This window comes from Aquitalea denitrificans (assembly GCF_009856625.1).
Taxonomy (GTDB): domain Bacteria; phylum Pseudomonadota; class Gammaproteobacteria; order Burkholderiales; family Chromobacteriaceae; genus Aquitalea; species Aquitalea denitrificans.
This window is the reverse complement of the sequence record NZ_CP047241.1, coordinates 2,446,765-2,471,194: the sequence shown is the minus strand read 5'-3', so window position 1 is coordinate 2,471,194 and position 24,430 is coordinate 2,446,765. Positions and strand designations below refer to the sequence as shown.

21 protein-coding genes are annotated in these 24,430 nt (G+C 58.8%); 11 read left to right on the top strand and 10 right to left on the bottom strand.

Features of this window, described 5'->3' with window-relative positions; genetic code table 11:
* Positions 1–199: 199 nt before the first annotated feature.
* The 5 genes from GSR16_RS11160 to GSR16_RS11140 all read right to left on the bottom strand — a co-directional run bounded on the left by GSR16_RS11160 (position 200) and on the right by GSR16_RS11140 (position 6,091).
* Positions 200–826 carry an NIPSNAP family protein gene (locus GSR16_RS11160; protein WP_159877382.1) on the bottom strand — a complete coding sequence of 209 codons (627 nt, stop codon included), beginning with the start codon at positions 824–826 and terminating at the stop codon, positions 200–202.
* 19 nt (positions 827–845) lie between these two features.
* The gene (locus tag GSR16_RS11155) at positions 846–2,570 is read right to left on the bottom strand and encodes an FAD-dependent oxidoreductase (RefSeq protein ID WP_159877380.1); all 1,725 of its coding nucleotides are present in this window, start codon (positions 2,568–2,570) and stop codon (positions 846–848) included.
* A gap of 8 nt (positions 2,571–2,578) precedes the next feature.
* Complete coding sequence (locus GSR16_RS11150) at positions 2,579–3,394, bottom strand: shikimate dehydrogenase family protein (protein ID WP_159877378.1); 816 nt, start codon at positions 3,392–3,394, stop codon at positions 2,579–2,581.
* Between the two features lie 12 nt (positions 3,395–3,406).
* Positions 3,407–5,158: an FAD-dependent oxidoreductase gene (locus GSR16_RS11145; RefSeq protein ID WP_159877376.1), complete on the bottom strand. Its 1,752-nt coding sequence runs from the start codon at positions 5,156–5,158 to the stop codon at positions 3,407–3,409.
* A gap of 93 nt (positions 5,159–5,251) precedes the next feature.
* Positions 5,252–6,091, bottom strand: coding sequence for a sugar phosphate isomerase/epimerase family protein (locus tag GSR16_RS11140; RefSeq protein WP_159877374.1), 840 nt, complete (start codon positions 6,089–6,091; stop codon positions 5,252–5,254).
* Positions 6,092–6,827: 736 nt separating this feature from the next.
* On the opposite strand from GSR16_RS11140, the gene GSR16_RS11135 reads away from it, so the two are divergent.
* The gene (locus tag GSR16_RS11135; protein WP_159877372.1) at positions 6,828–8,198 is read left to right on the top strand and encodes an MFS transporter; all 1,371 of its coding nucleotides are present in this window, start codon (positions 6,828–6,830) and stop codon (positions 8,196–8,198) included.
* A 23-nt stretch (positions 8,199–8,221) separates the two neighbouring features.
* Here GSR16_RS11135 and GSR16_RS11130 read toward each other — a convergent pair whose 3' ends face one another.
* A complete protein-coding gene (locus GSR16_RS11130) occupies positions 8,222–8,887 on the bottom strand; it encodes a TetR/AcrR family transcriptional regulator (protein ID WP_205677413.1) in 666 nt (221 codons plus the stop codon).
* Positions 8,888–9,086: 199 nt separating this feature from the next.
* Here GSR16_RS11130 and GSR16_RS11125 point away from each other — a divergent pair, with 199 nt between their 5' ends.
* The 7 genes from GSR16_RS11125 to GSR16_RS11095 all read left to right on the top strand — a co-directional run bounded on the left by GSR16_RS11125 (position 9,087) and on the right by GSR16_RS11095 (position 16,576).
* Entirely contained in the window at positions 9,087–10,202 is a 1,116-nt protein-coding gene (locus tag GSR16_RS11125) for a porin (protein WP_240902464.1), read from the top strand.
* 70 nt (positions 10,203–10,272) lie between these two features.
* Positions 10,273–11,721, top strand: a complete 1,449-nt coding sequence (locus GSR16_RS11120) for an MFS transporter (protein ID WP_159877370.1) — start codon at positions 10,273–10,275, stop codon at positions 11,719–11,721.
* 127 nt (positions 11,722–11,848) lie between these two features.
* A complete protein-coding gene (locus GSR16_RS11115; RefSeq protein ID WP_159877368.1) occupies positions 11,849–12,754 on the top strand; it encodes a LysR substrate-binding domain-containing protein in 906 nt (301 codons plus the stop codon).
* 139 nt (positions 12,755–12,893) lie between these two features.
* On the top strand, positions 12,894–13,823 hold the full coding sequence (locus GSR16_RS11110) for an AEC family transporter (RefSeq protein WP_159877366.1): 930 nt from the start codon (positions 12,894–12,896) through the stop codon (positions 13,821–13,823).
* A gap of 154 nt (positions 13,824–13,977) precedes the next feature.
* Positions 13,978–14,913: a TauD/TfdA dioxygenase family protein gene (locus GSR16_RS11105; protein WP_159877364.1), complete on the top strand. Its 936-nt coding sequence runs from the start codon at positions 13,978–13,980 to the stop codon at positions 14,911–14,913.
* A 196-nt stretch (positions 14,914–15,109) separates the two neighbouring features.
* Positions 15,110–15,745, top strand: a complete 636-nt coding sequence (locus tag GSR16_RS11100) for a peroxiredoxin (protein WP_159877362.1) — start codon at positions 15,110–15,112, stop codon at positions 15,743–15,745.
* A 645-nt stretch (positions 15,746–16,390) separates the two neighbouring features.
* Positions 16,391–16,576, top strand: a complete 186-nt coding sequence (locus GSR16_RS11095; RefSeq protein ID WP_159877360.1) for a hypothetical protein — start codon at positions 16,391–16,393, stop codon at positions 16,574–16,576.
* A 137-nt stretch (positions 16,577–16,713) separates the two neighbouring features.
* Here GSR16_RS11095 and GSR16_RS11090 read toward each other — a convergent pair whose 3' ends face one another.
* On the bottom strand, positions 16,714–17,808 hold the full coding sequence (locus GSR16_RS11090) for a PepSY-associated TM helix domain-containing protein (RefSeq protein ID WP_159877358.1): 1,095 nt from the start codon (positions 17,806–17,808) through the stop codon (positions 16,714–16,716).
* A 31-nt stretch (positions 17,809–17,839) separates the two neighbouring features.
* Positions 17,840–19,948: a TonB-dependent siderophore receptor gene (locus tag GSR16_RS11085; protein WP_159877356.1), complete on the bottom strand. Its 2,109-nt coding sequence runs from the start codon at positions 19,946–19,948 to the stop codon at positions 17,840–17,842.
* Positions 19,949–20,090: 142 nt separating this feature from the next.
* Here GSR16_RS11085 and GSR16_RS11080 point away from each other — a divergent pair, with 142 nt between their 5' ends.
* The 3 genes from GSR16_RS11080 (at position 20,091) to GSR16_RS11070 (ending at position 21,487) form a co-directional block, all read left to right on the top strand.
* Complete coding sequence (locus GSR16_RS11080) at positions 20,091–20,447, top strand: hypothetical protein (protein WP_159877354.1); 357 nt, start codon at positions 20,091–20,093, stop codon at positions 20,445–20,447.
* On the top strand, positions 20,444–20,791 hold the full coding sequence (locus GSR16_RS11075) for a hypothetical protein (RefSeq protein ID WP_159877352.1): 348 nt from the start codon (positions 20,444–20,446) through the stop codon (positions 20,789–20,791). Before GSR16_RS11080 ends, GSR16_RS11075 begins: the two co-directional genes overlap by 4 nt.
* Before the next feature lie 366 nt (positions 20,792–21,157).
* Positions 21,158–21,487 carry a hypothetical protein gene (locus tag GSR16_RS11070; RefSeq protein ID WP_159877350.1) on the top strand — a complete coding sequence of 110 codons (330 nt, stop codon included), beginning with the start codon at positions 21,158–21,160 and terminating at the stop codon, positions 21,485–21,487.
* 114 nt (positions 21,488–21,601) lie between these two features.
* Here GSR16_RS11070 and GSR16_RS11065 read toward each other — a convergent pair whose 3' ends face one another.
* Positions 21,602–22,996 carry a B12-binding domain-containing radical SAM protein gene (locus GSR16_RS11065; RefSeq protein ID WP_159877348.1) on the bottom strand — a complete coding sequence of 465 codons (1,395 nt, stop codon included), beginning with the start codon at positions 22,994–22,996 and terminating at the stop codon, positions 21,602–21,604.
* Positions 22,997–23,514: 518 nt separating this feature from the next.
* A complete protein-coding gene (locus GSR16_RS11060) occupies positions 23,515–24,105 on the bottom strand; it encodes a substrate-binding periplasmic protein (RefSeq protein WP_240902463.1) in 591 nt (196 codons plus the stop codon).
* Between the last annotated feature and the right edge of the window lie 325 nt (positions 24,106–24,430).

Here is a 24,430-nt window from a genome sequence, read left to right as displayed (position 1 = left end):
TGGCAGGCCAATCAGACAAGGAGGAGTTTGCTGGGTGAAAGGTCGAATATCGGTATCAGATGTATGATCCGGTGATGAGTGACTGTCAGGTATGCTGAGGAAAATAGCTGAAGCAATACACAAGGATGTCTGTGTGGTGTCCTGGTGTATTGCTTAACCGTGGCAGAGCGTATCAGCGTTGCAGCCTGTTCATAGCGGCTTACTTCAGCGGCGACACCGCCGTGGGCAGGGCGATGGTGGAGTGCATGTCGGTGGTGAGCCAGGCCGGGCCACCCTTGGGCGGCCAGATGCCGGCGGCAACCGCTTCGCCACGGATGCGGCTGCGTTCGTCCACGCTGGCATAGGCCCAGATATTGGTGAAACGCAGCGGGCCTTGCAGGGCAAACATGGCTACCAGGCAGGGCGACAGGGCGCTGCGCGGCGGCAGGTATTCCTGCCACAGGTCCATGGTGTGCTGCAGGCCGCCGGTCTTGATGCCGTAGGTACGGATTTCATACACCGGGCCCTTGATGCCGCTTTCACTGCTGGGGCGCAACGGGGCCATCCACGGGAAAGCCTGGTAGGACTGGCGGTCGATGCTGGTGGCGAGGCTGCCGCAGCCGTACGGGTCGGCGCTCAGGCGGGTGCGTTGCTGCTCGGCTTCCAGTGCCGCCAGGCTGTCGAAACCGCGCAGTATCAGCAACTGGTTGAGCTGGCCGATATCGCTATACCAGCAGCCCAGCAGTTCGCCGCCGGCGGCGGCATCGCTGGTGTAGGTCTGTACATTCTGGGCGGCCTGGGCGGTGGTGCCAAAGGGCAGGGTGAGGGTGGCGAGTTCGTAGTACATGGGGTGTCCTTGGTTAAGTTCAAACATTTGCGTCAGGTTGGCGTCCGGCGGCGTGGTGTGCCGCCAGATAGCCGAAAGTCATGGCCGGGCCCAGGGTGATGCCGCCGCTGGGGTAGTGGCCGCCCATCATGCTGTGCATGTCGTTGCCGACGGCGTACAGGCCGCTGATGGGCTGCTGCTGTTCATCCAGCACTTGTGCGCTGGCATTGGTGGCCAGGCCGGCAAAGCTTCCCAGGCTGCCAGGGACGATCTTCACCGCGTAGAACGGCCCGTGTTGCAGCGGGGCCATGCAGGGATTGGGCCAGGCATTGTCCTTGTCGCCCTGCACGCGGTTGTAGGGGGTGTCGCCCTTGGCAAAGTCGTCGTCCTGCCCGGCGGTGGCCTGCTGGTTGTAGCGTGCCACCTGTTGTTCAAGGGCACTGGGGGCTATGCCGCAGCGGCTGGCCAGCTCTTGCAGCGTGTTGCCACGTTGCAGATAGCCATTGCGCAGCATTTTGCCCAGCGGCATGGGGGCCGGTTTGACTGCGCCCAGACCGTAACGGCGGATGAAGCGGTGGTCGGCCAGCAGCCAGGCTTCGGCCAGCTGGCCTGCTGGTGTGGCACGCAGCAGGGCGGAGACAAAGTCGTGGTAGGAATCGGCCTCGTTGCAAAAGCGCTGGCCATTGGCGGTAACGGCAATCAACCCCGGCTTGGCGCGTTCGATCAGGTGCGGGAAATGGGCGGTGCTGCCATCGGTGCGTGGCACCAGCGATACCGGAGCCAATGCCATGGGGGACGCCATCTCGCCCATTACGCCGCCGACGGCCTCACCCAGTCGCAGGCCGTCGCCGGTATTGCTGGCCGGTGCGGCAGACCAGTGTTCCTGTCCGCTGGGCGCATGCGCCAGCAGCTGGCGTTTGCGGGCGACATCGTGCGGGAAGCCGCCGCAGGCCAGCACCACGCCACGGCTGGCATGTACGGTCAGTGGGCCGTCGGGCGTATCCAGCAGCGCACCGCTCACCGTGTCCTGTTCGCGCAGCAACTGGCGCACCGGGCTGGACAGGCGCAGTTTCACCCCGGCTTGCAGGGCCGAGGCCCCCAGCGCGGCGGCCAGCGCATTGCCGTTGACCAGCCGCATGCCGCGACCATGAAGCAGGCAGTCGCGCCAGTAGGCCAGCACGCGCCGGGTGACATAGGCAAAGGAAGTCAGCGAACGGCTGGCGTTGAGGAAATGGCGCAGCTCCATGCCGGAGGCGATGCCCATGCCCCATAGCGAAATCACGTCCAGCGGTTTTTTCAGCTGATGGATGTGCGCGCCCAACTGGCGGCCATCAAACGGTGCCGCACACACCGAACGCCCGCCGGTGGCCGCCCCGGCGCTGTGGCCGTGGAAGTCCGGGATCAGATTGCCGTCGATGAAGCGCAGCAGGCTGTGGCGCTGGAAAAAATCCACCATGCGTGGCGCGTGGCTCAGATAGGCATCGGCCAGCGCGGCGTCGAAGTCCTCTCCCAGCTCGCTGTGCAGGTACTGGCGCGGCTGGGCCGGGTCTTCTTCAATCCCGGCAGCGATGGCCAGCGGATTGCGCGGCACCCATAGCCAGCCACCCGACCAGGCGGTGGTGCCGCCAAAGTCGGCTTCTTTTTCGGCCACCACCACCTTCAGCCCCAGCTTGGCAGCGGTAACGGCGGTGGCGAGGCCACCGGCGCCGCTGCCCACTACCAGCAGGTCGCAGTGCAGGGTGTTGGCTTGTGCTTGCTTGTCCACAGCCAACCTCAGCGCGCCAGCGGACCCTGCGCCAGCAGGAAGTCCAGCATCAGTTCACGCACGGCGGCAAACATGTCGCCGCCCACTACCGTCTGGCAGCCCAGCGCGCGGGCGTTTTCAATCAGCGGGGTAACCGCCGGGGCGGTAATCACATCGCCGACAAACATGCTGCCATTCAGCTTGCCGGCATCAATCGGCAGTGGGTCGCTGGCCTGCATGCCGGTGGGCGAGGCGTTGATGGCAATGGCAAAGCCGCTGGGGTCATTGCTGCCAATGGCCAGCTGGCCGGGGAAACCGGCAGACAGGCGGGCAATCAGCTGGTCGCGGCGGCTGGTGTCGGCATCGTGGATGGCCAGTTGGCTGACGCCGTTTTCCAGCAGGGCCAGCGCAATGGCCGAACCCGCCCCGCCAGCGCCTACCAGCAGTGCGCGCTTGCCTTCCGGCTGGCAGCCGGCCTCACGCATGGCGGCCACATAACCGGCCCCGTCACACATGTCGCCGTGCCAGCTGCCGTCGGCATTGCGGCGCATCACATTGACCGCGCCCAGGCGGCGCGCCCGGTCGCTGGTACTGCTGCATTGGGCAAACATGGCGAACTTGTGCGGCACGGTGACGATGATGCCGTCCAGATTGCCCGCCAGGCTGATGCCCTTGACGTAGGCATCCAGATTGGCCGGGCTGACATGGCTGGGCACCAGAATGGCGTTGCGGCCTTGCTGTTGCAGGGCGGCGCTGACGCCAGCCGGGGATTTCACCTGGGCGATCGGATCGCCCACGATGGCCAGTACGCGGGTGGCGCCATCCAGTTGCAGGGTTTGGGTCATGCTGTGCTCTCCTTATTGGGTAACGGTGTCGCGCGTCAGGGCGCGGGTGTTGCGTTGGCTGGCATGGGTGGCGGCGATACTGGCAAACACCAGTGCCGGGCCGATGGTGATGCCGGGCGCGGTATATACCCCGCCCATGATGGAATGCATGTCATTGCCCACCGCATACAGGCCGGCAATGGGCTGTCCGTCGCGGCCCAGTACGCGGGCCTGGGTGTCGGTTTGCAGGCCGGTGGCGGCACCGATGTCACCCGGATAGAGCCGCACCGCGTAATACGGGGCTTCGGCGAGCGGGCCGATATTGGGGTTGGGCTGGCCACGGCTGGGGTCGCCCATGTTTTGCTGGTAAGCGGTTTCACCACGGTGGAAGTCGCTGTCCACGCCGCTGGCGGCATAGCGGTTGTTGCGCGCCACGCTGTCCTCCAGCGTGGCTGGGTCCATGCCCAGCTTGCCGGCCAGCTCGGCCAGTGTGTTGCCTGCGCTCAGGTAGCCATCGGCCAGGAAGGGCTCCAGCCCCTTGCCTCCGGGGCGCACCATGCCCATGCCGTACTGGCGCAAGGCGGCAGCGTCGCAGATCAGGTAGGCCGGAATGCTGGGTGTGCTGCGATTGGCCTCCTGCATGGCCAGGCCAAACAGGTGGTAAGAGGTGCTTTCATTCACAAAGCGTGCACCCTTGGCATTGACGGTAAGCATGCCGGGCTTGGCGCGGTCCAGCATGAAGTGTGGAAACACGGCCTGGCTGCCATCGGCACGGCGACGCAGTGATACCGGTGCCCAGAACGCCGGGCTGAGGCTGCCTTCGGCCAGTTTTGCACCAAGGCCGCGTGCCAGCTGCTGTGCCTGGCCGGTATGGCCGGGGGCGCCGGGGCACCAGTCCATCTCTATGCCGGGCAGCAGGCGGGCACGTTGTTCCGGGTCGCGGTTGAAGCCGCCGCTGGCCAGAATCACCCCCTGATTGACCTTGATACTGCGGCTGGCCTTGCCCTGACGCAGGGTGAGGCCGTGCACGCCGCCCTCATCGTGCTGGATGTCGCTGGCCTGAGTTCGCAGCGCCAGTTGCACCTTGCCCAGTTTCGACAGCGAATACAGCAGGCGGCCTACCAATGCATTACCCATCACCAGCCGGGTGCCGCGCGGGTAAGACAGGCGGTCGCTGGCATGGCGCAGCAGCAGCTTGAGCGAGTGCCTGAACGAAGGCAGCGAGGACTTGAGCTTCAGCAGGTGGTTGATGTCGGTGCGGTCCACCATCATGCCGCCCAGCACGGTGAATTCGGGAATCGGCGGGCGCAGCACGGCAAACAGCTTGCCCAGCAGGCGGCCATCAAACGGCAGCGGTTCCAGCGCACGGCCATTGAGGGTAGAGCCGGGCAGGTCGGAAATGTAGTCCGGGTGCTTGGGGTAGGGGCGGAATTTCACCTCGGTGGCGGCTTCCAGCGCGGCCACCACCGCCGGGCCAGCTTGCAGGAAAGCCTGGCGCAGCGCCGGGTCGGCCCGCTCGCCGATGGCGTTGTCCAGATAGCGGGCTGCTTCGGCCAGGGTGTCCTGCGGATTCACCCGCGCGCTGTGCAGGGTGCCGGGTATCCAGGTGGTGCCGCCGGACAGCGCGGTGGTGCCGCCCACGTATTCGGTATGCTCCACCAGCAGCACTTTCTGTCCGGCAAGACCGGCAAACAGCGCGGCAGCCAGCCCGGCACCGCCGGCACCGATCACCACCACATCATATTCACCGCCTTGTGCCGGCAGGTTTTCCAGTTGCAACAACATGTCAGTCTCTCCGTATTGCTGTCTTGCGTCCGTTTTGTTGCATAAAAGCAACCAGTCGGTACGTTTTGTGATTTTTTTTAAAATGGAAGATTGCTACGCGCCAGCCAACGCCGCGGCGCTGCCATAGGTGCGCTGCAATACCTGCTCGGCGGCGCTGCGCAGCAGTTTTGCCCGTTCCACGGCACTGAGCTGGGCCTTGCTGTGCATCGGCACTTCCAGCGCAATCGGCAGGTCCGGCGGCAAGGCCAGCAGCAATTCGCCCAGCGCCAGCCCGCCGTGGCCCGGTGGCATGCGTTCGGCACGGGCCTGGTACAGCAGCTGTTCGATGGAGTCGGGCTTGGCGGCGGGTGCATCGCACAGCTGCATGTAGTGCAGGCGCTGGCGTGGCACCTCGGCCAGCATGGCCGGGGTGTCACCGGCGCGGTCAAAGTGGATGGCATCCACCAGCAGGGCAGCATTGTCTTGTCCGGCTTGCTGCAGCAGCTGCATGGCCATGGCGATGTTGCGGATGTCAGTCCACGGCATGGGTTCGATATTCATGCTCAGGCCCAGTGGTGCGCCCAGTTCACACAAGCGGGCAAAACTGTCCACGCAGCGGGCAAAGTCCGGGTCGTTTCCCGCCACCAGTACCTCTCGTGCACCCAGCCGGGCGGCACTTTCCAGCATGGGCAGATAGCTGACCACATCCACCTCCGGTTTGAGCCTGAGTATTTCCACATCAGACACTTGCAGGCCGGTGTCCTGCAGGCGCTGCAAGGTTTCGCGCAGCAGCGGGCTGTTGCCCAGCATGTCGTGTTGCGGTTCTTCGGCCGTGGCGGGTAACAGGCGCAGGCCGACATGGCTGAAGCCGGCAGCAGCGGCACAGCTGACCATGTCGGGCGGGGATAGCTCCAGCATGCTGAGGGCAGCAAGGGCGAGCTGGCGTGGTGGCATGAGTGTCTCCTGTATGGCTGGCGCTGGCGGATTTGTATTGCAGTGCTTCCACCTCTGGCCGACCTGATTTGTGGTGGCTGATGGTGCTGAAGTATGCAATCGCAAAAAATGGAATGCAATTCAAAAAAATAACTTTGTTTTGAAATTTGAGATTTTGCGCCGGAACTGCCAGGACCAGGATGACAAGCACGGACGATGGGGCAGGAGCTGCTGAACTAAGATGCAAATACAGGCCAGGCCTGGATTTGTGGTGTGGCAGTACTCAGGGATTTCCCGCACTGAAACGGGGCATTGCGCTGGTTTTTTCGAGCTGAAAGCGGCTGTTGTATTTTTTTAATCCCCTGATTTAACGTAATAAAACTACAAAAAAGGCTGCCAAAAGCATGACATGGATATCTGCACATGGATGGGGCGCTGTTATCGTAAATCGGTATAACTGATAGATTTTTTGCGGTATGTTTTCAGAATTCATGCCAAGTCAGAATGCAATCCATGCCCAGGATGCATGAACAAGCATGCCGGCCCGGGCTGCACCAAGCGGGTAAGGGTGCATGGCCGCAGTGGCCAGTCACGATAGGCCGGGCTTCCATTTCATCAGGTGAGCCGGCAAGGGACAGCAGCAGGAACGCCAGCCTGCTGGTGACTGGCAAGAGCGGATCTGACTGGCACGGCCAGAGCAGCCAGTAAGAACAACAAGGCAGCGATTGATAGTCAGCGCTGCAACAGGAGACAACAGATGAGTAACGCCAGCAATGTCATCAATGTACGCACATTGATCGACGATCGTCCCATCAACCGCTTTCAGTGGTTGGTGGTGTTCTTTGGATTCTGCATTATCGCGGCCGATGGTTTTGACGTGGCCATCATGGGTTTCATCGCGCCGGAACTCAAACGCCTGTGGCATGTGACCAACCCGCAACTGGCGCCGGTGCTCAGCGCCGCGCTGGCGGGCCTGACATTGGGAGCCCTGTTTGCCGGCCCGCTGGCTGACTATCTGGGTCGCAAGGTGGTTCTGGTGTTGTCGGTGTTTTTCTTCGGTTTCTGGACTTTGGTGACCGCAACCTCGGGCGATATCACCCATCTGGTGATCTTCCGCTTCCTCACCGGCCTGGGTCTGGGTGCTGCCATGCCCAATGTCGGCACACTGGTGTCGGAGTTTGCGCCTGAGCGTCGTCGTTCCTTCCTGGTGACCGTGGTGTTCTGTGGTTTTACCGTGGGTGCTGCCGGTGGCGGCTTCCTGTCTGCCTGGATGATTCCGCACTTCGGCTGGCAAAGCGTGCTGATTTTTGGCGGTGTACTGCCCATCGTGGTGTCGATCGCCTTGTTGCTGTTTCTGCCGGAGTCCGTGCGTTTTCTGGTAGTGAAGAATGCCCCGGCAGCGCGCATCTCCAAGATCGTCAAGCGTCTGGCACCGGACCTGTCCATGCAGGATGCCAGCTTCACCATGGGCAATGCCGAAACCGCACCCAAGGGCAATTCCATCCGTACCGTGCTGTCCAGCCAGTACCGTTTTGGTTCCTTCATGCTGTGGCTGGGCTACTTCATGGCCCTGTTCGTGGTGTACCTGATGGGTAGCTGGATGCCGACCCTGGTGAAAGAGTCCGGCTACACTCTGGCTGATGCTGCCTTCATTGCTGCTTTCTTCCAGTTTGGCGGCCCGGCAGGCTCCCTGTTCATGGGCTGGTGCATGGACCGTGCCAACCCGCACAAGGTATTGGCTACGACTTACGCCCTGGGTGCCGTGCTGCTGTTCGGCTTCACTTCGGTTGCCCACCATCTGCCGATGCTGTGTGCGCTGACCTTTGCCGTAGGCTTCTGCTTCAACGGCGCCAATACCGGCATGAACGCACTGTCCGCCGGTTTCTACCCCACTGCGGCACGTGCCACCGGTTCCAGCTGGATGCATGGCGTGGGCCGTATCGGTGCGGTACTGAGTGCCTTTGCCGGTGGCCAGATGCTGGCCTGGGGCTGGGACTTCTCTCAGGTGTTTGCAGCCCTGGCCGTACCGGCTGGCATCATCGTGCTGTCCCTGTTGTTGAAGAACCTGGCCAGCAAGGGCCTGCCGGCTCAGTCGGTCAGCGCTGGCAGCAAGGCCATGCACCATTGAGTGGCTGAGCGGTGGCCACGGGCTCAGGCCGGTGGCTGCTGCAGATAGGCCAGTACGGTATCGATGATGATTTGCCGGTGCCTGGCAGCGTGTTCGGGCTGGGTGAGATCCCGCCCGAACAGGCTGGCAAAGGTGTGGCGGTTGGATACGCGATAAAAGCACAGCGAGCTGATCAGCATGTGGACGTCGATGGCGTCGGCCCGGTCGTGGAATATCTTGTCGGCAATGCCGCGCGCCAGAATGCCTTCCACTACTTCAATCACGCTGCGGTTGCGCTGGCGGATGATGTCCGAGTCGGCAATATGCCGCGCCTGGTGGATGTTTTCTATGCTCACCAGCCGGCAGAAGTCCGGGTGCTTGTGGTGGTAGTCGAAGGTGAAGCCGGTGAGCAGGGCCATGGCCTCACGTGGCGGCAGCCCCTGCAGCTGCAGCTGCTTTTCGATGTCGCGGATTTCGCCGTACACCCGCTCCAGTACCGCGATGTACAGCTCTTTCTTGCTGTGAAAGTGATACACCACCATACGCTTGTTGGTGTTGGCCTGTTCGGCGATGTTGTCCAGCCGGGCACCGCTGAAACCGTGCTGGACGAATTCATTTTGCGCTGCATCCAGAATGCGCTGGCGCATGCCTTCCGGATCGTTCTTGCGCCGGGCAGGCAGTGGTGTGGTGGGGCAGTCTGGTGAGGTCAAAACCGGATACCAATGAAAGGAGAAGTGGCAATAAAAGCAGAATCTGACCGCTTTTGATGACAGGTGTCAATCAGGCGGCAGTCGCCGGCAAGGGCGTGTTTGTTTGGGCCGGGTGGGATAGCCCCTCGTATGCCAGGCCCGCTATGTGAATTTATTTTAAATAAATATTAATCTGTGAATAAACAGATAGGAGATGGACGTGAAACACAAGACCCAACTGATGCTGCTGGCTTCTCTCTCTCCGCTGCTGGCCAATGCGGCGCTGGCGGATGACTCTACGGTTACCATTTATGGCCGTATCCATGCTGACTTTGAAAATACCAAATCCGGTGCGGCAACTGGCTCATCGGCAGCATTTACCACCAACAAGGTGCAAAACGATACCTCGCGCATCGGCTTCAAGGGGACCGAAGATCTGGGCAATGGCCTGAAAGCCATCTGGCAGGTGGAATCCGGTGTGGCGATCGACGATGGCTCCAGCACCGGTTCCAATACCTGGGCCGGTCGGGAAAGCTTTATCGGTCTTAGCTCCAGCCAGCTGGGTACGCTGAAAGCAGGTAACTTCCTGGTGGCAATTGACGACTTGCACTACATCGCGGGCAACAACTTCCAGTACGCCACCGGTATTTCCAACGATGCCACACTGTGGGCCAACGGCGGCAGCCTGGCCAGTGGCGGTTTCGATGTGCGTGCCGGTAACTCGGTAAGCTACCAGACGCCTAAATTCAATAATGTCACCGCACGTATCCAGTACTCGCTCACCAGCGGCACCGGCGGTGCCGAAACAGCCACCCATGGCGCTACGCTGGTATCCGGCAACCTGAACTACGACGACGGCCAGCTGCGCGTGGGCTATGGCTTCCAGCAAAACCGCAGCATGCAGCAGATGTCCAGCAACTTCTACCAGAACGGCCTGATGCACATGCTGGCCGCAGGCTACAACTTTGGCAGCATCTATGTTGGTGGCCTGGTGGAACATGACATCCTGGACAACATCAACCTCACCGGCCACAGCCGCAGCCGCAACTACGGCAGCCTGATCGGCACCTATACCAACGGGGCCAATATCTTCTCCGCCCAGTATGGTCAGGCAGCATCCTGGAAGGGTTCGGCTGCCGTGCAGGACAGCGGTGCCAAGATGGCTTCGCTGGCTTACAACCGCGTACTGAGCAAAACCACCCAGGTTTATGTGCTGCTGACCGAGCTGCACAATGAAGCCAACGCCACTTACGTGCTGGGTGGCAACCCCAGCGCCACTGCCGCCGGTGCTGCCAAGCAGCATTCGCTGGCTGTGGGCATGTGGAAAAACTTCTGATCCTGATGTAAGCAGCTACCACCGCAGGGCCGGGACAACCCGCCTTGCGGTTTTATCCGTCTGACTGCCCATGCAATTTTTTGCCCGACATGCCGCTTCTTCCTCGCTGATCCCCTTGTTGGTGGCCGGCGCGTTCTTCATGGAAAACCTTGATGCTACCGTCATCAACACCGCCTTGCCGGCGATGGCGGCATCTTTTGCTGTGCATCCGGTTGACCTCAATATCGGCATTACCGCCTACCTGCTTACCCTGACGCTGTTGATACCAGCCAGCGGCTGGCTGGCCGACCGGCTGGGTTGTCGCCGCGTGTTCATGGTTTCCATCGTGGTGTTTACCTTGGCGTCGCTGCTGTGTGCCTTGTCGCAGAGCCTGTGGCAGTTTGCGCTGGCGCGGGTGTTGCAGAGCCTGTGGCAGTTTGCGCTGGCGCGGGTGTTGCAGGGCGTGGGCGGGGCAATGATGGTGCCGGTGGTGCGCCTGGCCGTACTGCGCAACACACCCAAACCAGAGCTGATGCAAGCCATTGCCATGATTACCTGGCCCGGGCTGGTGGCACCGGTATTGGGGCCGGCGCTGGGCGGCTTCATTACCACCTATGCGTCCTGGCACTGGATTTTCCTGCTCAATCTGCCGCTGGGTGTGCTGGCATTTGCATTGGCATGGTGGCTGATTCCGGCACAGGGCGATGAGCAGGCTGCCAGCCGTTTCGATTGGGCGGGCTTCTTGCTGTGTGGTGCAGCTTGCCTGCTGCTGATGAGTGGCCTGGAACAGGTGGGCGGGCAGGGGCCGCTGATGCTGACCATGCTGAGCCTGGCCTGTGCTGGTGTGCTGCTGCTTGCCTTGCGCTGGCATTGCCGTCGCAGCACGGCACCCTTGCTGGATTTTTCCATCCTGCGCATCCGCACTTACCGCACAACCATTGTTGGCGGCTCCTTGCTGCGCGCCGCCATCAATACCACGCCCTTTCTGCTGCCGCTGATGTTCCAGCTGGGCATGGGCCTGGATGCCTTTCGCGCCGGTCTGCTGCTGCTGATCCTGTTTGCCGGCAATCTGGGCATGAAAATGATTACCAGCAGCACGCTGCGGCGCTTTGGCTTTCGCACCACCTTGCTGCTCAGCGGCCTGGCGCTGGTGCTGCTGACCCTGCTGATTGCCGGTTTCGGGCCGGCCACGCCCTTGCCGTGGCTGGTGCTGGTGCTGCTGCTGTCCGGCATGGCCCGCTCCATGACCTTTACCACGCTGAGTACGCTGGCCTTTGTCGATGTGCCGCAGGCGCAGATGAGCCATGCCAACACCCTGTTCAATATGCTGCTGCGCATGGCCTATGGCTTCGGCATCGCCATTGCCGCCATTGCGCTACGCCTGGCGGAGCGCTGGCTGCCGGCTGCCAGCCAGCTGGCGCATTATCATTTTGCCTTTGTCATCCTGGCTGGCCTGACGCTGCTGGCGCTGTGGGATGTGTGGCAGCTGCCGGCCAATGCCGGGCAGTTGCTCAGCCAGCGCGGCGAGGAGGGCGCATGATGCCAACATGTACTTGGACAGACTGCAGAGGCAGTGCCATGCTTCTGCCTTGGGTCTTTGCCCCGGGACAGAATAGCAATGGCCGCCAGACAGCGCTGGCTGGCCAATCGACAAGAAGGTTTGGCATATGGATTTGAAACAGTTGCAATACTTTACCTGCGTGGCAGAGCTGGGCAGTTTTACCCGCGCCTCCAATACGCTGAACATCGCCCAGCCGGCACTCAGCCGGCAGATCCGCATGCTGGAAGTGGAGCTGCGACAGAACCTGCTGATCCGCAATGGCCGGGGTGTTTCCATGACCGAGGCGGGCAAGGTCTTGCTGGAGCACAGCCTGGGCATCCTGCACCAGGTGGAGCGGGTGAAGGAGGAGCTGGGCAAGGTGCGTGGTGCCATGGCCGGGCATGTGGTGGTGGGGCTGCCGCCCAGCCTGCTCAAGGTACTGGCGGTGCCGTTGACCAAAACCTTCCGCGCCCGGCTGCCCAATGCCTCGCTGTCCATCTGCGAGGGCCTGTCCGTCACCATGCACGAGGCGCTGGTGGCCGGGCGGCTGGATGTGGCCCTGCTGTACAACGTGATTCCGTCTGCCGAAGTGGAAACCTTCCCCTTGCTGGAAGAAGAACTGTTCCTGATGACGGCCCGCTTTGACAATGCCCCGGACACTATCACCCTGCGCGATGTCGCCAGCACGCCGCTGATCATCCCCAGTCGTCCCAACTCCATCCGCATGTTGGTGGAGTCCGAGCTGGCCAATATCGGCTGCCGTCCGCACATCGAGCTGGAAATCGACGGTGTGTCCGCCATTCTGGAGCTGGTGGCCGATGGCTATGGCTCGGCGGTGCTCACCCGCAGCGCGGTGACCTCGCTGGCCGATGCCTCACGCTTTACCGTGCGCAAGATTGTCGAACCGGTGCTGTCCAGCAAGCTGGCCATGGCCATCAGCCTGCGTCATCCATCAACACTCACCCAGCAGCTGTTCATTGAGCTGATTCGCGAGCATATCCGCGAATGGCTGGGGTATTCCTCCGAAACCTGATTGCCTCCGAACGGCTAACAAAATAGCGTAGTGTCCCTGGGGCAAGGCACGCCGACGCCGACAGTACAAGAGTACGGCAAGCAGGCGCAACGCAGCAGCAGGGTTTTTGTTAGAGGTTCTTGGGGCGGAAAGTAGTATTGTGCTGGCTATTGCAAGTATCACCGGACCCATCTTCATCCTGATTGCCCTTGGTTACTGGGTAACCTGGCGGCAGTGGTTTGCCCAGGCCAATATTCGCGCGCTGGGGCAGTTTGTCATTACTTTTGCGCTGCCGGCGATGATCTTCCGTGCGCTCACCCGGCAGTCCTTTGTCGAGGTGGTGGACCTGCACTACCTGCTGGCCTACGGTCTGGGTTCCTTGCTGGCGCTGGGGCTGGGCATGCTGTTTGCCCGCATGGTGGCTGGGCATGATTTGCGTCTGAGTGCCCTGTTCGGACTGGGCATGTCCATGTCCAACAGCGGCTTCATCGGCTTTCCCATTGTCTCGCAGCTGCTCGGCGCCAAGGCCGGTATTGCACTGGCCATGACCATGCTGGTGGAAAATGCGCTGGTGTTTCCGCTGGCGCTGATCCTGCTGGAAAGCCAGGACGCCAGCGGCAAGGGCAGGGCGCATCTGCTGCACCAGGTGGGCGGACGCCTGCTGCGCTCGCCGCTGGTGATTGCCATCAGCGCCGGGGTGTTGTGCTCGCTGGCAGGCGTGCAGCTACCGGGCGTGTTCAGCAAGGTGCTGGAGCTGATGGCACAGGCTTCGGTGGCCTTGTCACTGTTTGTCATTGGCGGCTCGCTGGTGGGCCTGAAAACCCGTGGCATCGTGCGCCGGATTTCCCCCATCGTGCTGGGCAAGCTGCTGTTGCACCCCTTGCTGATCTTCCTGCTGCTGCATTTCCTGCTGCCGGTACCGGCCTGGCTGCAAATGGCGGCGGTGCTGTTTGCCTGCGCGCCGATGATGAGCATCTACCCCATCATCGGGCAGAAGTACGGCCATGAGGGCTTGTGCGCGGCCAGCTTGCTGGCGGCCACGGTGACATCGTTCTTCTCCATCAGCGGCATGCTCTGGCTGCAAGGCTGAGTTGTGGCGGCCCATGCGGCCGCGGGAATAAGCAATCCGGTTTTTCTTGGTTGGGAATGCGGGAATGGTTTTTTAATATCCACTCCATGTGCATGGTTATGTCCTGTCATGACAGGCCGTGTTTTCATTTCCCTTGCTTTGAGAGGCTGCCAGGATGAGCTTTTATCAGGATTACAACGACAAGCTGGCCATTGAAGGCTGGAACACCCGCCCGCAACAGCAGTACCAGACCTTCGACCTCAAGCGCCTGTCCCCGGCCCTGGGGGCGGAAATCCGCGGTGTCGACCTCAGCCAGCCGTTGCCGCCTGCGCAACTGGAGGAAATCCGCCAGGCGCTGACCGAACATCTGGTGCTGACCTTTCCCGGACAGGCCATCAATGCCGAACAGCACAAGGCCTTTGGCCGTCTGTTTGGCAGCCTGCACCAGCATGTGCTGGGCGACAGCACCCAGCTGACCGCGCGCAGTGGCGACGCCGAAATCCTGGGCTGGAAAACCGGCCGCACCACCCGTTACACCGCAGGTGATGCCTGGCATAACGATGTGTCTTGCGACCCGCACCCCATCTGGGCGTCTTTCCTGCGCGTTACCCGCCTGCCGGAAGTCGGCGGTGGCGACACGGCCTTTGCCAATCTCTACTTAGCGTATGAATCCTTGTCCGAACCCATCAAGCAACTGCTGCTGGGGCTGACTGCCGTGCATGACGGGCGGGAAGGCTGGAGCAATGGCTATGGTGCCGAACCCAAGCCGGGCCAGGTATTCAATGCCAGCGAACACCCGGTGGTGGCAAAGCACCCGTTCAGCGGTCGCCCCTTCCTGTTTGTGAATGAGGCGTTTACCTCGCATATCGTGCAGCTGAGCCGCACCGAAAGCGATGCGCTATTGCAGCTGTTGTACCGCCATATCGAAAAACACCAGCCCTTCCAGGCGCGCATTCACTGGCAGCCGGACATGCTGCTGCTATGGGACAACTGGGCCACCCAGCACCACGCCATCTGGGACTACTACCCGTTCGAGCGCTGGGGCGAGCGTGTGTCGGCCTATCTGGACCACGGCCCGCAGCCTGCCGGCACCATCATCAGCCAGCAGTAGTTGCTGCGTTGCATTTCAAACAGGGGTCGTCCTAATGGACGGCCCTTTTTGCTGCGTGTAGCAGGCGGCTTATGCAGCCTTTGCCAGGCTTATCCAGCCGCCGCCTGATAAGCAACGCAGTTTTACTTGGTTCACGACCGGCGTGGCAGTGCTTACAGTAGGCCCATCACGTAATCACACCCTAAAGGAAACCAGCATGACTCTGAGACTTGGCGACATCGCTCCGGATTTCAGCCAGCAATCCACCATTGGCGAACTGAACTTCCACCAGTGGAAGGGTGACAGCTGGGCCGTGCTGTTTTCCCATCCGGCGGACTACACCCCGGTGTGCACCACCGAACTGGGTGCCACCGCCAAATTGCAGCAGGAATTTTCCCGCCGCAACGTCAAGGTGCTGGCGCTGTCGGTAGACCCGGTGGAAGCCCACCATGGCTGGATTGCCGATATCAATGACACCCAGCAGACCGAAGTGAATTTCCCCATCGTGGCGGATGCGGACCGCAAGGTGTCCGAGGCCTACGACCTGATTCACCCCAATGCCAGCAGCACCCATACCGTGCGCTCGCTGTTCATCATTGATCCTGCACGCAAGGTGCGGCTGATCATCACCTACCCGGCCAGTACCGGCCGCAATTTTGCCGAAATCCTGCGCGTGATCGACTCCTTGCAACTGACTGACAACCACAGCGTGGCCACCCCGGCCAACTGGCAGCAGGGTGAGGAGGTGGTGATCGTGCCGTCGCTACAGGATGAAGCGCTGATCCGTGAAAAGTTTCCCCAGGGCTACCGTGCCGTACGGCCCTATCTGCGACTGACGCCGCAACCGGTTTGATGTTGTTGTCCGTTGTACCGTTGTCTCTGTTTCTCCTTCTTGCATGTCTCTTCTTCATGCCGGGTCTCGCGATCCGGCATTTTTTTATCTATGGGATGAAGGCGGGAGTGGGAGGGGACGTAAATATCGGAAAATCATGTCAACAAGGATGGCTGCTGGCAAAACAGCAGACCTGTGGTGCGGATATGGCTGCTTTTCTTGTTGGCATGCGGAGGGTGTCAGCTCCTGTGCACCGGGACTGAACGGCTCTCATTTCACTTGGCGTGCTGAGTGTCGCAGAAGCCCAGCTGATATGTGCTAAGCATTTTCATCAATTGACCGGATTGTTGCGGACAGGAAAACTCTGGTAGATCAAATAATCTTGCCTTACTCCGGCAGGTTGAGGGCCAGAATACATATGCGGTTTCCGGTATGAATGGTAAACATGCCATGCCAGATAATAAAAACTTCCCTGAATCCGTAGCCTGATGCCTGGCTGATAATCATACATTTCGGGACATGTTAAAAATCTTGTACCGTTTTGTTTGATATGGAGTGGACGCGGCCAAGTCGAATGGCCGATACTTTGATACCACGAGGCTGCACCTTGCAAACCCGCCGGTCTTTTTTTGAGCACCGGACTTTTTACAGAAGCAGGAACAAGCGTTGGACGGTGAATCTCCCAATATTGAAGCAATGCTGGATCTGGCATACCAATTGGTACTGTGTCAGTTGGAGGCGGACGTCTACCGCGCCAAGCAGGACATCCGTGAAATGGTGGTGCCGATCAAAATCCTGCTGCTAAAGGAAATGGAGCAGGATACGCAGATTTGCGGGCTGGACGATTTCTAGTTCCACGCTTGCGGTATGTCCCTGCTTGCGTTTCTGCCTGGTTGTTTCCGCCTACCCGGCCCCTGCAGCTTGTGCGGCAGGGGCCGATTTCTTGGTCCCGCATGACTTCGTACCAGGTGGCACCAGATTATGCATGGTTATGGTCCGGCAATGCCTGCTGCTACACCGGCAGTGCGTACCGCGGCCTGTTTTCTGCGGCGCGCCAGCCATTGGTAGACACCCGATCCGCCCAGCAGCATCAGCAGCAGCCCGGTGAGTGCGGTGGCCACCCGTTGGGCGGTCCCGGCAAAGCTGCCATCATGCAGCACCAGCGCCCAACTGCTGACGCGACGCCAGGGGTTGCTGGTTTCTGTTTTCTCGATACGCAGCTGCTTGCCCTGATAGGGGTCTGCCTGCACCAGCGTACTGCCATTCGGATGCATCTCCCCAGGCATTTTCAGGCGTATTTCCACTGGTTTGTCCGATCTGGCGCTGATGTTGATGCCAGTTATCCTGCCTTCTGGCAGCCGGGTTCGGACAAGCTGGATCAGGACATCCAGTGGCAGGCGCTGGCCGGTAGGCTGGATGGTGGCGTGCTTGCCTGGCTTGCCCTGCTTGGCTGGTGTCAGCCAGTCACGCAGGGGCTGATTGAACGCCAGCACCAGGCCGCTAAGCGTGCTGAGCAGCAGCAAGAGCAGCATGGCGGCACCGGCGGTGCGGTGCAGGTCGCTCACCAGAATGGCCACGCCCTTGTCCCGGCGTACACGCCAGGCCTTGCTCCAGTTCTTCGGCCACCAGTGAATGATGCCGCTTAGCAGTACCAGGGTGATCAGCACACCCGCACAGCCCACCCAGATTTTGCCCTCCGGCAGCAGCAGACGTGCATGCAGTTCGTGCAGCCAGCCCCAGCCTTGGGCATTGCTGTCCTGTTGTTGCAGGATGCGGCCACTGACCGGGTCCAGCCACAGGGTAATATCTGGCTGTCCCTTGCTGCGCACACGTGCCTGAATGCTGTCTCGGCTGTTTTCCGGCAAACGCAGGCTGATATCGGCATGTGGGTAGTGCAGCCGCGCCATGGCATAAGCGGCCTGGTAGCTGACGGGCGTGGCCAGGGTAGGTCGGCTGTCAGGGCTGATCTCGGACTGCAGTTCGGCCCGAAAAACCAGCAGGCTGCCGCTGATGCCCAGTGTGATGGCCAGCAGGGCTGCACCCAGGCCCAGATAGCGGTGCAGCAAGATGATGAAACGTTTCAAGATGGTATTCCGATGCTGTCTGTATGCCGTGTCAGAAAGTCAGGCTGGCCTTGACCAGCAACTCACGCGGATCGCCCAGACGCACGGTGGACACGCTGCCACTGCTGCTGCTGGTGGTAGTGCCGGTGCCGGATGCGTAGTAGGTTTTGTCGAACACGTTTTTCAGATTGGCCTGGATTTCCAGCTTCTGGCCGCGCAGACGGGTTTGCCAGGCGATGAAAGCATCGGTCACGTAATAGGATGGCAGCTGGAAGGAGTTGGCCGCATCGCCCTGACGTTGGCCTACATAGCGGGTGCCGCCGCCAATGCGCCAGTGGTTGCCAAACATGTCATTGCCCAGATCGTAGGCCAGGTTGATGCTGCCACTGTGCTTGGGTACGTTGTAAAGCTGTTTGCCGGCATAGACCGGATCACTGGTCACCACCGCGTCGGTATAGGCCCAGGCCAGTGTCAGTGACAGCTTGCGGGTGATTTCACCGCTGACATCCAGCTCCACCCCTTGGGAGCGCACCTTGCCCATGGCTTTGTCGATGCCATCGGTGTCGGTGGCGACAACATTGGTTTTTTCAATGTGGAACACCGCTGCGGTAGCGCTAATGCCATTTTGTTCCAGCTTCAGGCCCGCCTCGTGTGACACGCCGCGTTCCGGCTCAAAGCTTTGGCCATCACTGGCCGCATTGGGGACAAAAGACTCGCTGTAACTGCCGTACAGCGACCAGTGCGGATTGAGTTTGTAGATCAGGCCAAACTGCGGCAGGGCGGTATAGCCATCGCTGCGGTCGCTCACCACATAAGGCCGGCCCACGCCATCTTCCTGGCGGTAATGCTGATAGCGCAGACCATAGGTGGTGCGCCATTGCGGTGACAGTTCCCAGTTGTCCATCAGCAGCAGCGACTGGGTGTCGATGCTGCTGCGGCTGTCACTTTGAGTGGCGCTCAAGGTGGTATTGGCCGTGCTCAGTACACCGTAAACCGGGTTGTTGACATTGAGTTGGGTGGCGGTGCTGGCACTGCCACGGAAGGTATCCGAGCGCAGTTCGCGTGACTGGGTGATATCCAGGCCGATGACGGGCTTGTGGTTCTGCCCGAGGATGGACAGCTCGCCCTGCAATTTGGTGGAAAAGGCCAGTGTGCTGTTGTTCACCACATTGCCATCCAGCCGTCTGGTCAGCACGCCGGTGCGGGCGTTGTATGCGGTGGCGCGGGTTTCGTAGTTGCTGTAGCTGATTTCATTCCAGGCCAGCCGGCTGTCCAGGCTCCACTGATTGCCCAGCAAGCGGCTGAAGCTGGCCGTTGCAGCCTGGGTATGACCTTGGGCCACATCCAGCGTATCGCCCAGCCTGGTTTCCCGAGCGACGTTCAGAGGCTTGCCATTGTAAAACACCGTGCCTCTGTCCCATGGCGTGGAGAAGTCGCTGTATTGGTAAGACAGCAGCAGTTTGTTGCGCTCATCGCTCCAGGACAGGGAAGGGGCAATCATGCTGCGTTTGGTGCTGCCATAGTTGCGCCAGTAGTCGGTGTCCTGTTTGTCGGCAATCAGGCGGTAGGCAAAATTGGAATCTCCCACCGGGCCGGTGGTGTCCAGCGTGGCAGAGCCACCGCCAAAGCTGGAGCTTTGCGCGCTGAGCGTGGTCTTGGGGGAGTTTTCCGGTTTTTTGCTGATGACATTGATGACGCCGCCGGGCTCCTGAATGCCATACAGCAAGGATGCCGGCCCTTTCAGAACCTCCACGGACTCGGTCGTGGCATCGAAATTACTCATCAGGTAAGAGCGGACGCCATCGCGCAGGATGCTGCCGTCATTACGTTCGCCAAAACCACGGCGGGTGAAGCTGTCCTGGATGCCGGCCAGGGTGTTGCTTTCCACTACGCCGCTGACAGTGCCGACTGCTTCGGTCAGGGTTTTTACCTGCTTGTCGGCAATGGTTTGCGGACTGACGCTTTGCACGGCTTGCGGGGTATCCAGTGTGCTTTGGGCGTAGCCGGCCACGCTGGTTTCGCGGGTCTGGTAGCTGTGTGTCGGCGGGCTGTCAGTGGAGGCACTGACAGAGACCGTTTCCAGTGTGGCGGTGTCGTCGGCTTTGGCAGTCAGTGGAATCAGGATGAGCAGGGAAGTGGAGAGAAGATGTGCAGGTTTCATGACATAATATTATTATAAATGATAATCATTATCATACATGATTTTGCAAAAGCGGGGTAGCGTGCATTCATTGGTGTCATAAGGCCGGCCTGGCTACGGCAGTCGGGGCAAAAGTTGCACCAGAGGCAAGGGATAGGGCGGGATGCCTGGTCTGGCATCGGCAGGCTTGGTCAGACAGGGCGGAAGCAATGAAATATCAAGTGAAAATACATCAATCTGCGAAGGCGTTATTATTTGTGACCGGCACTTTGGCGGCTGCAAACAGCATGCCATGGATCTTGATTGGGTGTTGCTGCCAAAGTCGGAACTCAGGGTTTTGGTCTGGAATTGTCACATCTTCTCGTTAAAGACTCCAACAAAGTACGTGCTGGCTTTTATGGTGCTGATTATTCTATTAATAATAGAAAATCAGGTAGTATCAACTACGATTACCGTTTCAAATTATTTAATGCGGAAATGTGTGCGGATTATTATTCGTAGGGCGGTAGCTTTCGCTTGAGTGCAGATGTTCTGTATAACGGCCACAAGGCAGATGCTAATGCAACTTTCGACGGGATGAGTGGTACGGTTATATTGAATGGCATAATCTGTTCCACCACTGATGTGCTTAATCTGCATGGCGCTATTTATTATAATAAGATAGCTCCTTGCCTGGACGTTGGCGGAGATAATCCGGTATCCAGCAAGAAAGGCTTGGGATTTTCCTGGAATGCAGGGGTGACTTTACTGGTTCGCCCAGCATTGATCAGGCAGCCAGCTGTGGTGCCTGGATCAGTGTTTTGGCATGTGCAGATATCCAGAGTAATGCAACTATTTAAAAGCAGAAGCTGGGAAGTGATGTGAATAAATACAATTACGGGCCTGTTCTCAGGCTGATCATTGTTTACGGTTTCTAGTCTTCATCTGAAAACTGCTATCGCATAGATGGTGGTTTGATTGTTGCTGGAAAATGGATGGCAACATTGATTGTAAAGCCTGCTTTTTTATACAGTTAAAGTTACCATCGTTTGCCGCCAGCGGCAGCTAGCGCTGGCACGTAAAATTGTGCAAGTAATTAAAAATGCCTGAGCAGTGACGCTAGTATGGTGCATTCATCACTGCGTGGGCGGATACATGAAGCAAAATCCGATTTGTACCGGTTTATTGGCTTTGGCACTGCTGGCTGCCAGCCCATTGCTGTGCGCATCGACATTTCTTGGCGATAGCAGCATGTTTTCCATTGATGCGTCTGGGTTGAGTATCTACACCTCAAGCATGGGTGGTGGCAATGCATACTATGCTGCACATTATCGGGTGAAGGACATTGCCTATCAGGGGGCGGGGCAATACCGCATGGTTCTGGCATGCGCAGCACCTTGTGTCGACCTGACACTGCCAGTGACGCGCATGGAGGTGGAGCAGCTCAGGCTGGGCGATGGTGTTCATGCAAGCCCCATGGCATATGGGGTCGCTTTTGATCTGGACCGTACCGGCGCTGTCATCGCGTTGCTGGTAAATCCCGACATGGCCGGCCAAGTGCGGCCAGTGCGAGTGATGTAGTCATTGCAAGGCAGGCCGGGATATATTGTGGAAAAGATTTCCGACAGTGGAGTTGAAGCTCGGAAGTATTCAGATGAAAATCTGCCGCCAGCGGCGGCAGATACTCTGCCCGTTTTACAGCTGGCGCATGTATTTGAAGCGGATGTCAATAAACTGGCGGCGCCAGTTGAATAGATCTTTCAGTGTCATATTATAGGGTTTGATGACACAGCCTTCCTGATGGGCGCGTACGGGTTCGCGCCATAAATTGCTGGTGTCAATGCCATCAATAAACAGATTATCCCGAACGCACTGATCGAATATTGGTGTTCCGGGAAAGGGAATGAGTGCACCAACCCAGTTTCGATCCAGCTGCAGTTCATCAATCATGTCCATGGTTTCTTGCAGCGTCTCGTTGGTGTCTTCGGGAAATCCCATGATCCAGTTTCCCGCCAGGCTGACGCGATGTTTTTTCAGGTCTTCCACTACCTGATAAATGGTATCCCGCTTCAGTCCCTTCTTGATAACCGTATTGCGGATATATTCTGAACCGTGTTCGGGTGCCAACAGTGCAGATGTCATTCCGGCAGCAACCATGGCGTCGATTACTTCTGTTTTCAGGCTGTTCATACCCAATCCTCCGGCGGTAGTGAACTGGATGTCCAGCCCGCGGCGGAGGATTTCATTACAGATGCCCAGAATATGTTTATTGTCTACGGTCAGGTTGTCATCCATGAAGGTAAAGAAGCGCTGCCCTTTTTCATTGACAAGAAACTCCAGCTCATCAACAAATCGCTGCGGTGAACGGCGTCTTAACTTTCTTCCCTGCACGATGTACATGTCGCAGAAGGTACACTTGAATGGACAGCCCCGTTCTGAAATGACGGGTACCACATTCTTGATGTCATGGTTCTTGAAATTGGAGTAGTTGCCAAGGTCCATTTCAAATTCGGTGAAATCCACCATGTCCCAGGCCTGCATGGGGAGGTCTTCGTAGTTGATCCATTCCCGCTCCTGGTTTACATGCACCGCACCATCCTGATCCCGGAAAGCAAATGATTTTATCTCGCGCAAATTTCCCAGCGTACCGCTGGCAATACGCTTGGCCATTTCCACCATTTGCGGTTCACCTTCGCCTAGTGCGATGTAGTCGAAGTCATGGCAGAAGCTGAGGATTTCCTTGGGATAGGTAGTGGCGTGAATGCCACCAGTCATGATTTTCAGGCTGGGATCGGTCTGCTTGACTGTCCGGGCATAGTCCATTGCGGTTTGCATGAAGCCGGAAAACAAAAAAGAGATGCCGACAAAGCCAGGCCTCTCCTGCCTGATTGTCTGGATGATGCGCTCATGACAGTAGCGGGTCGGTTCGGGCTGCTGGTGAGTCCGTTTGCTGTTGAGATCCAGCAATACCGGTTCATGTCCGGCTGCACGCAGTACCGATGCCAGGCTTAGCAGGGCCGCAGACGGAAGAAAGTCGTTACGCTTGATGTTGGGGTCATCAAGGTAGGGGCATATCAGCAGTACTTTCAAAAGCGCTCTCCCATCTGAATTATTGTCTGTGTGGCAAGGTATCTGGCTTTGCCATGTTTTATGCAAAATACATCGGCTCGGCTATGCAGGTAGCTGGGCGTATTGACACCGGGCCAGCAAAATTTACTGTGAGGGCTGGTTTGCAATCGCTGAATGTGGCGATGTCAATTTTTGTAAGGATATATTAAATGGCGAGCTTGGTGAAAATTGTAATTCAAGCCATGTCTGCTTGTGCAATGCGCAGCGCTGGATTTGCCATGTGTATATTAATCAGTGTTTTATGAAATACTTGCGGCTTGTTGCTGACGGTATCGTTTTTCCTATCGGATTTCATCTTGATATGGAGCAAGGTGTGTGGGTGTGTGATTTTGCTGCTGCCAAGCTTATCCCGTCTTTGCAATGGCTTGATTTTTGATGAAGATGAATTTTTTATGACCAGTGTGGAGGGTATTCACTTGTGACGGTGATTGTGCACATGAGCCGGCTTGATATGTGTGGCTGGCATCGGCCACGCTGTGCTATCTGCCGTATTTGCGCATGAGCTGTTCGACAATGCCATCCTGTTTCATGCGGCTTAGCGCGGCAGCAATCTTGGCGGCGTGTTCTGCCGGAAAACGCGGGCCGGATGCAAGCCAGCTTTGGCTGCTGTAAACCACATCACCTTCTACCGGCAGTGCTCCGGTTTGTTGCAGGTAGATGGTTTTGAAGGTGATGGATGCGCCAAGGAAACTGGCGATACGCCCGGCTTTGAGCATTTTGGCCATTTCGGCAAGCTGGCTTTGTTCCAGCTGTTGCTGGGTGATGCCTTGCTGGGTCAGCCAACTGATGATGCTGGAGCCGCTGCGAACACCAATCAGCCCAGCGGCAGCGGCCTGTTGCACTGTGTGGTATGGCGCGGTGCCGTCTTTGGTGAAGAATTTGAAATCCGTGGTGTTGGTGACGGCAATCCAGCGGAATAATGCTTCTCGTTCAGGTGTGCGGGCAAAGTAGATGATGACTGCATTGGGACGGTCAATGACTTCGCGCATGGCGCGATTCCACGGGCGAATTTTCGTACGCGGGATAAAGCCGGCCCGGCGTATGGCTTCGCTGCCAATCTCAATCATCATGCCCGGTGTTGGCTCTCCTGGCTGGTTGCAGACGTTAGGCAGGTAGTCACATTCAAGATCGATGATCTTGTCGGGTTGTGATGCGTGTGCAAGGCATGGCATCAGCAGCAGTGCTGGTAACAGTCTGTTTGGCAGGGCAGCCATAAGGGGTGCTCCTCTGTGGCGGCTATATCTTTTGTTTTCTTTATAAGTGCCAGGCACTCGTTTTGTGTGGGGAAATAGCCTGACCTGGGTGAACTAAGTATTTTCACCGGTGAAATGGGGCGTTAAAGCACCGACGGTCGAGAGGGTGAGACGTAGGTGTGTTCTAAAAGCGGCTGAGCAA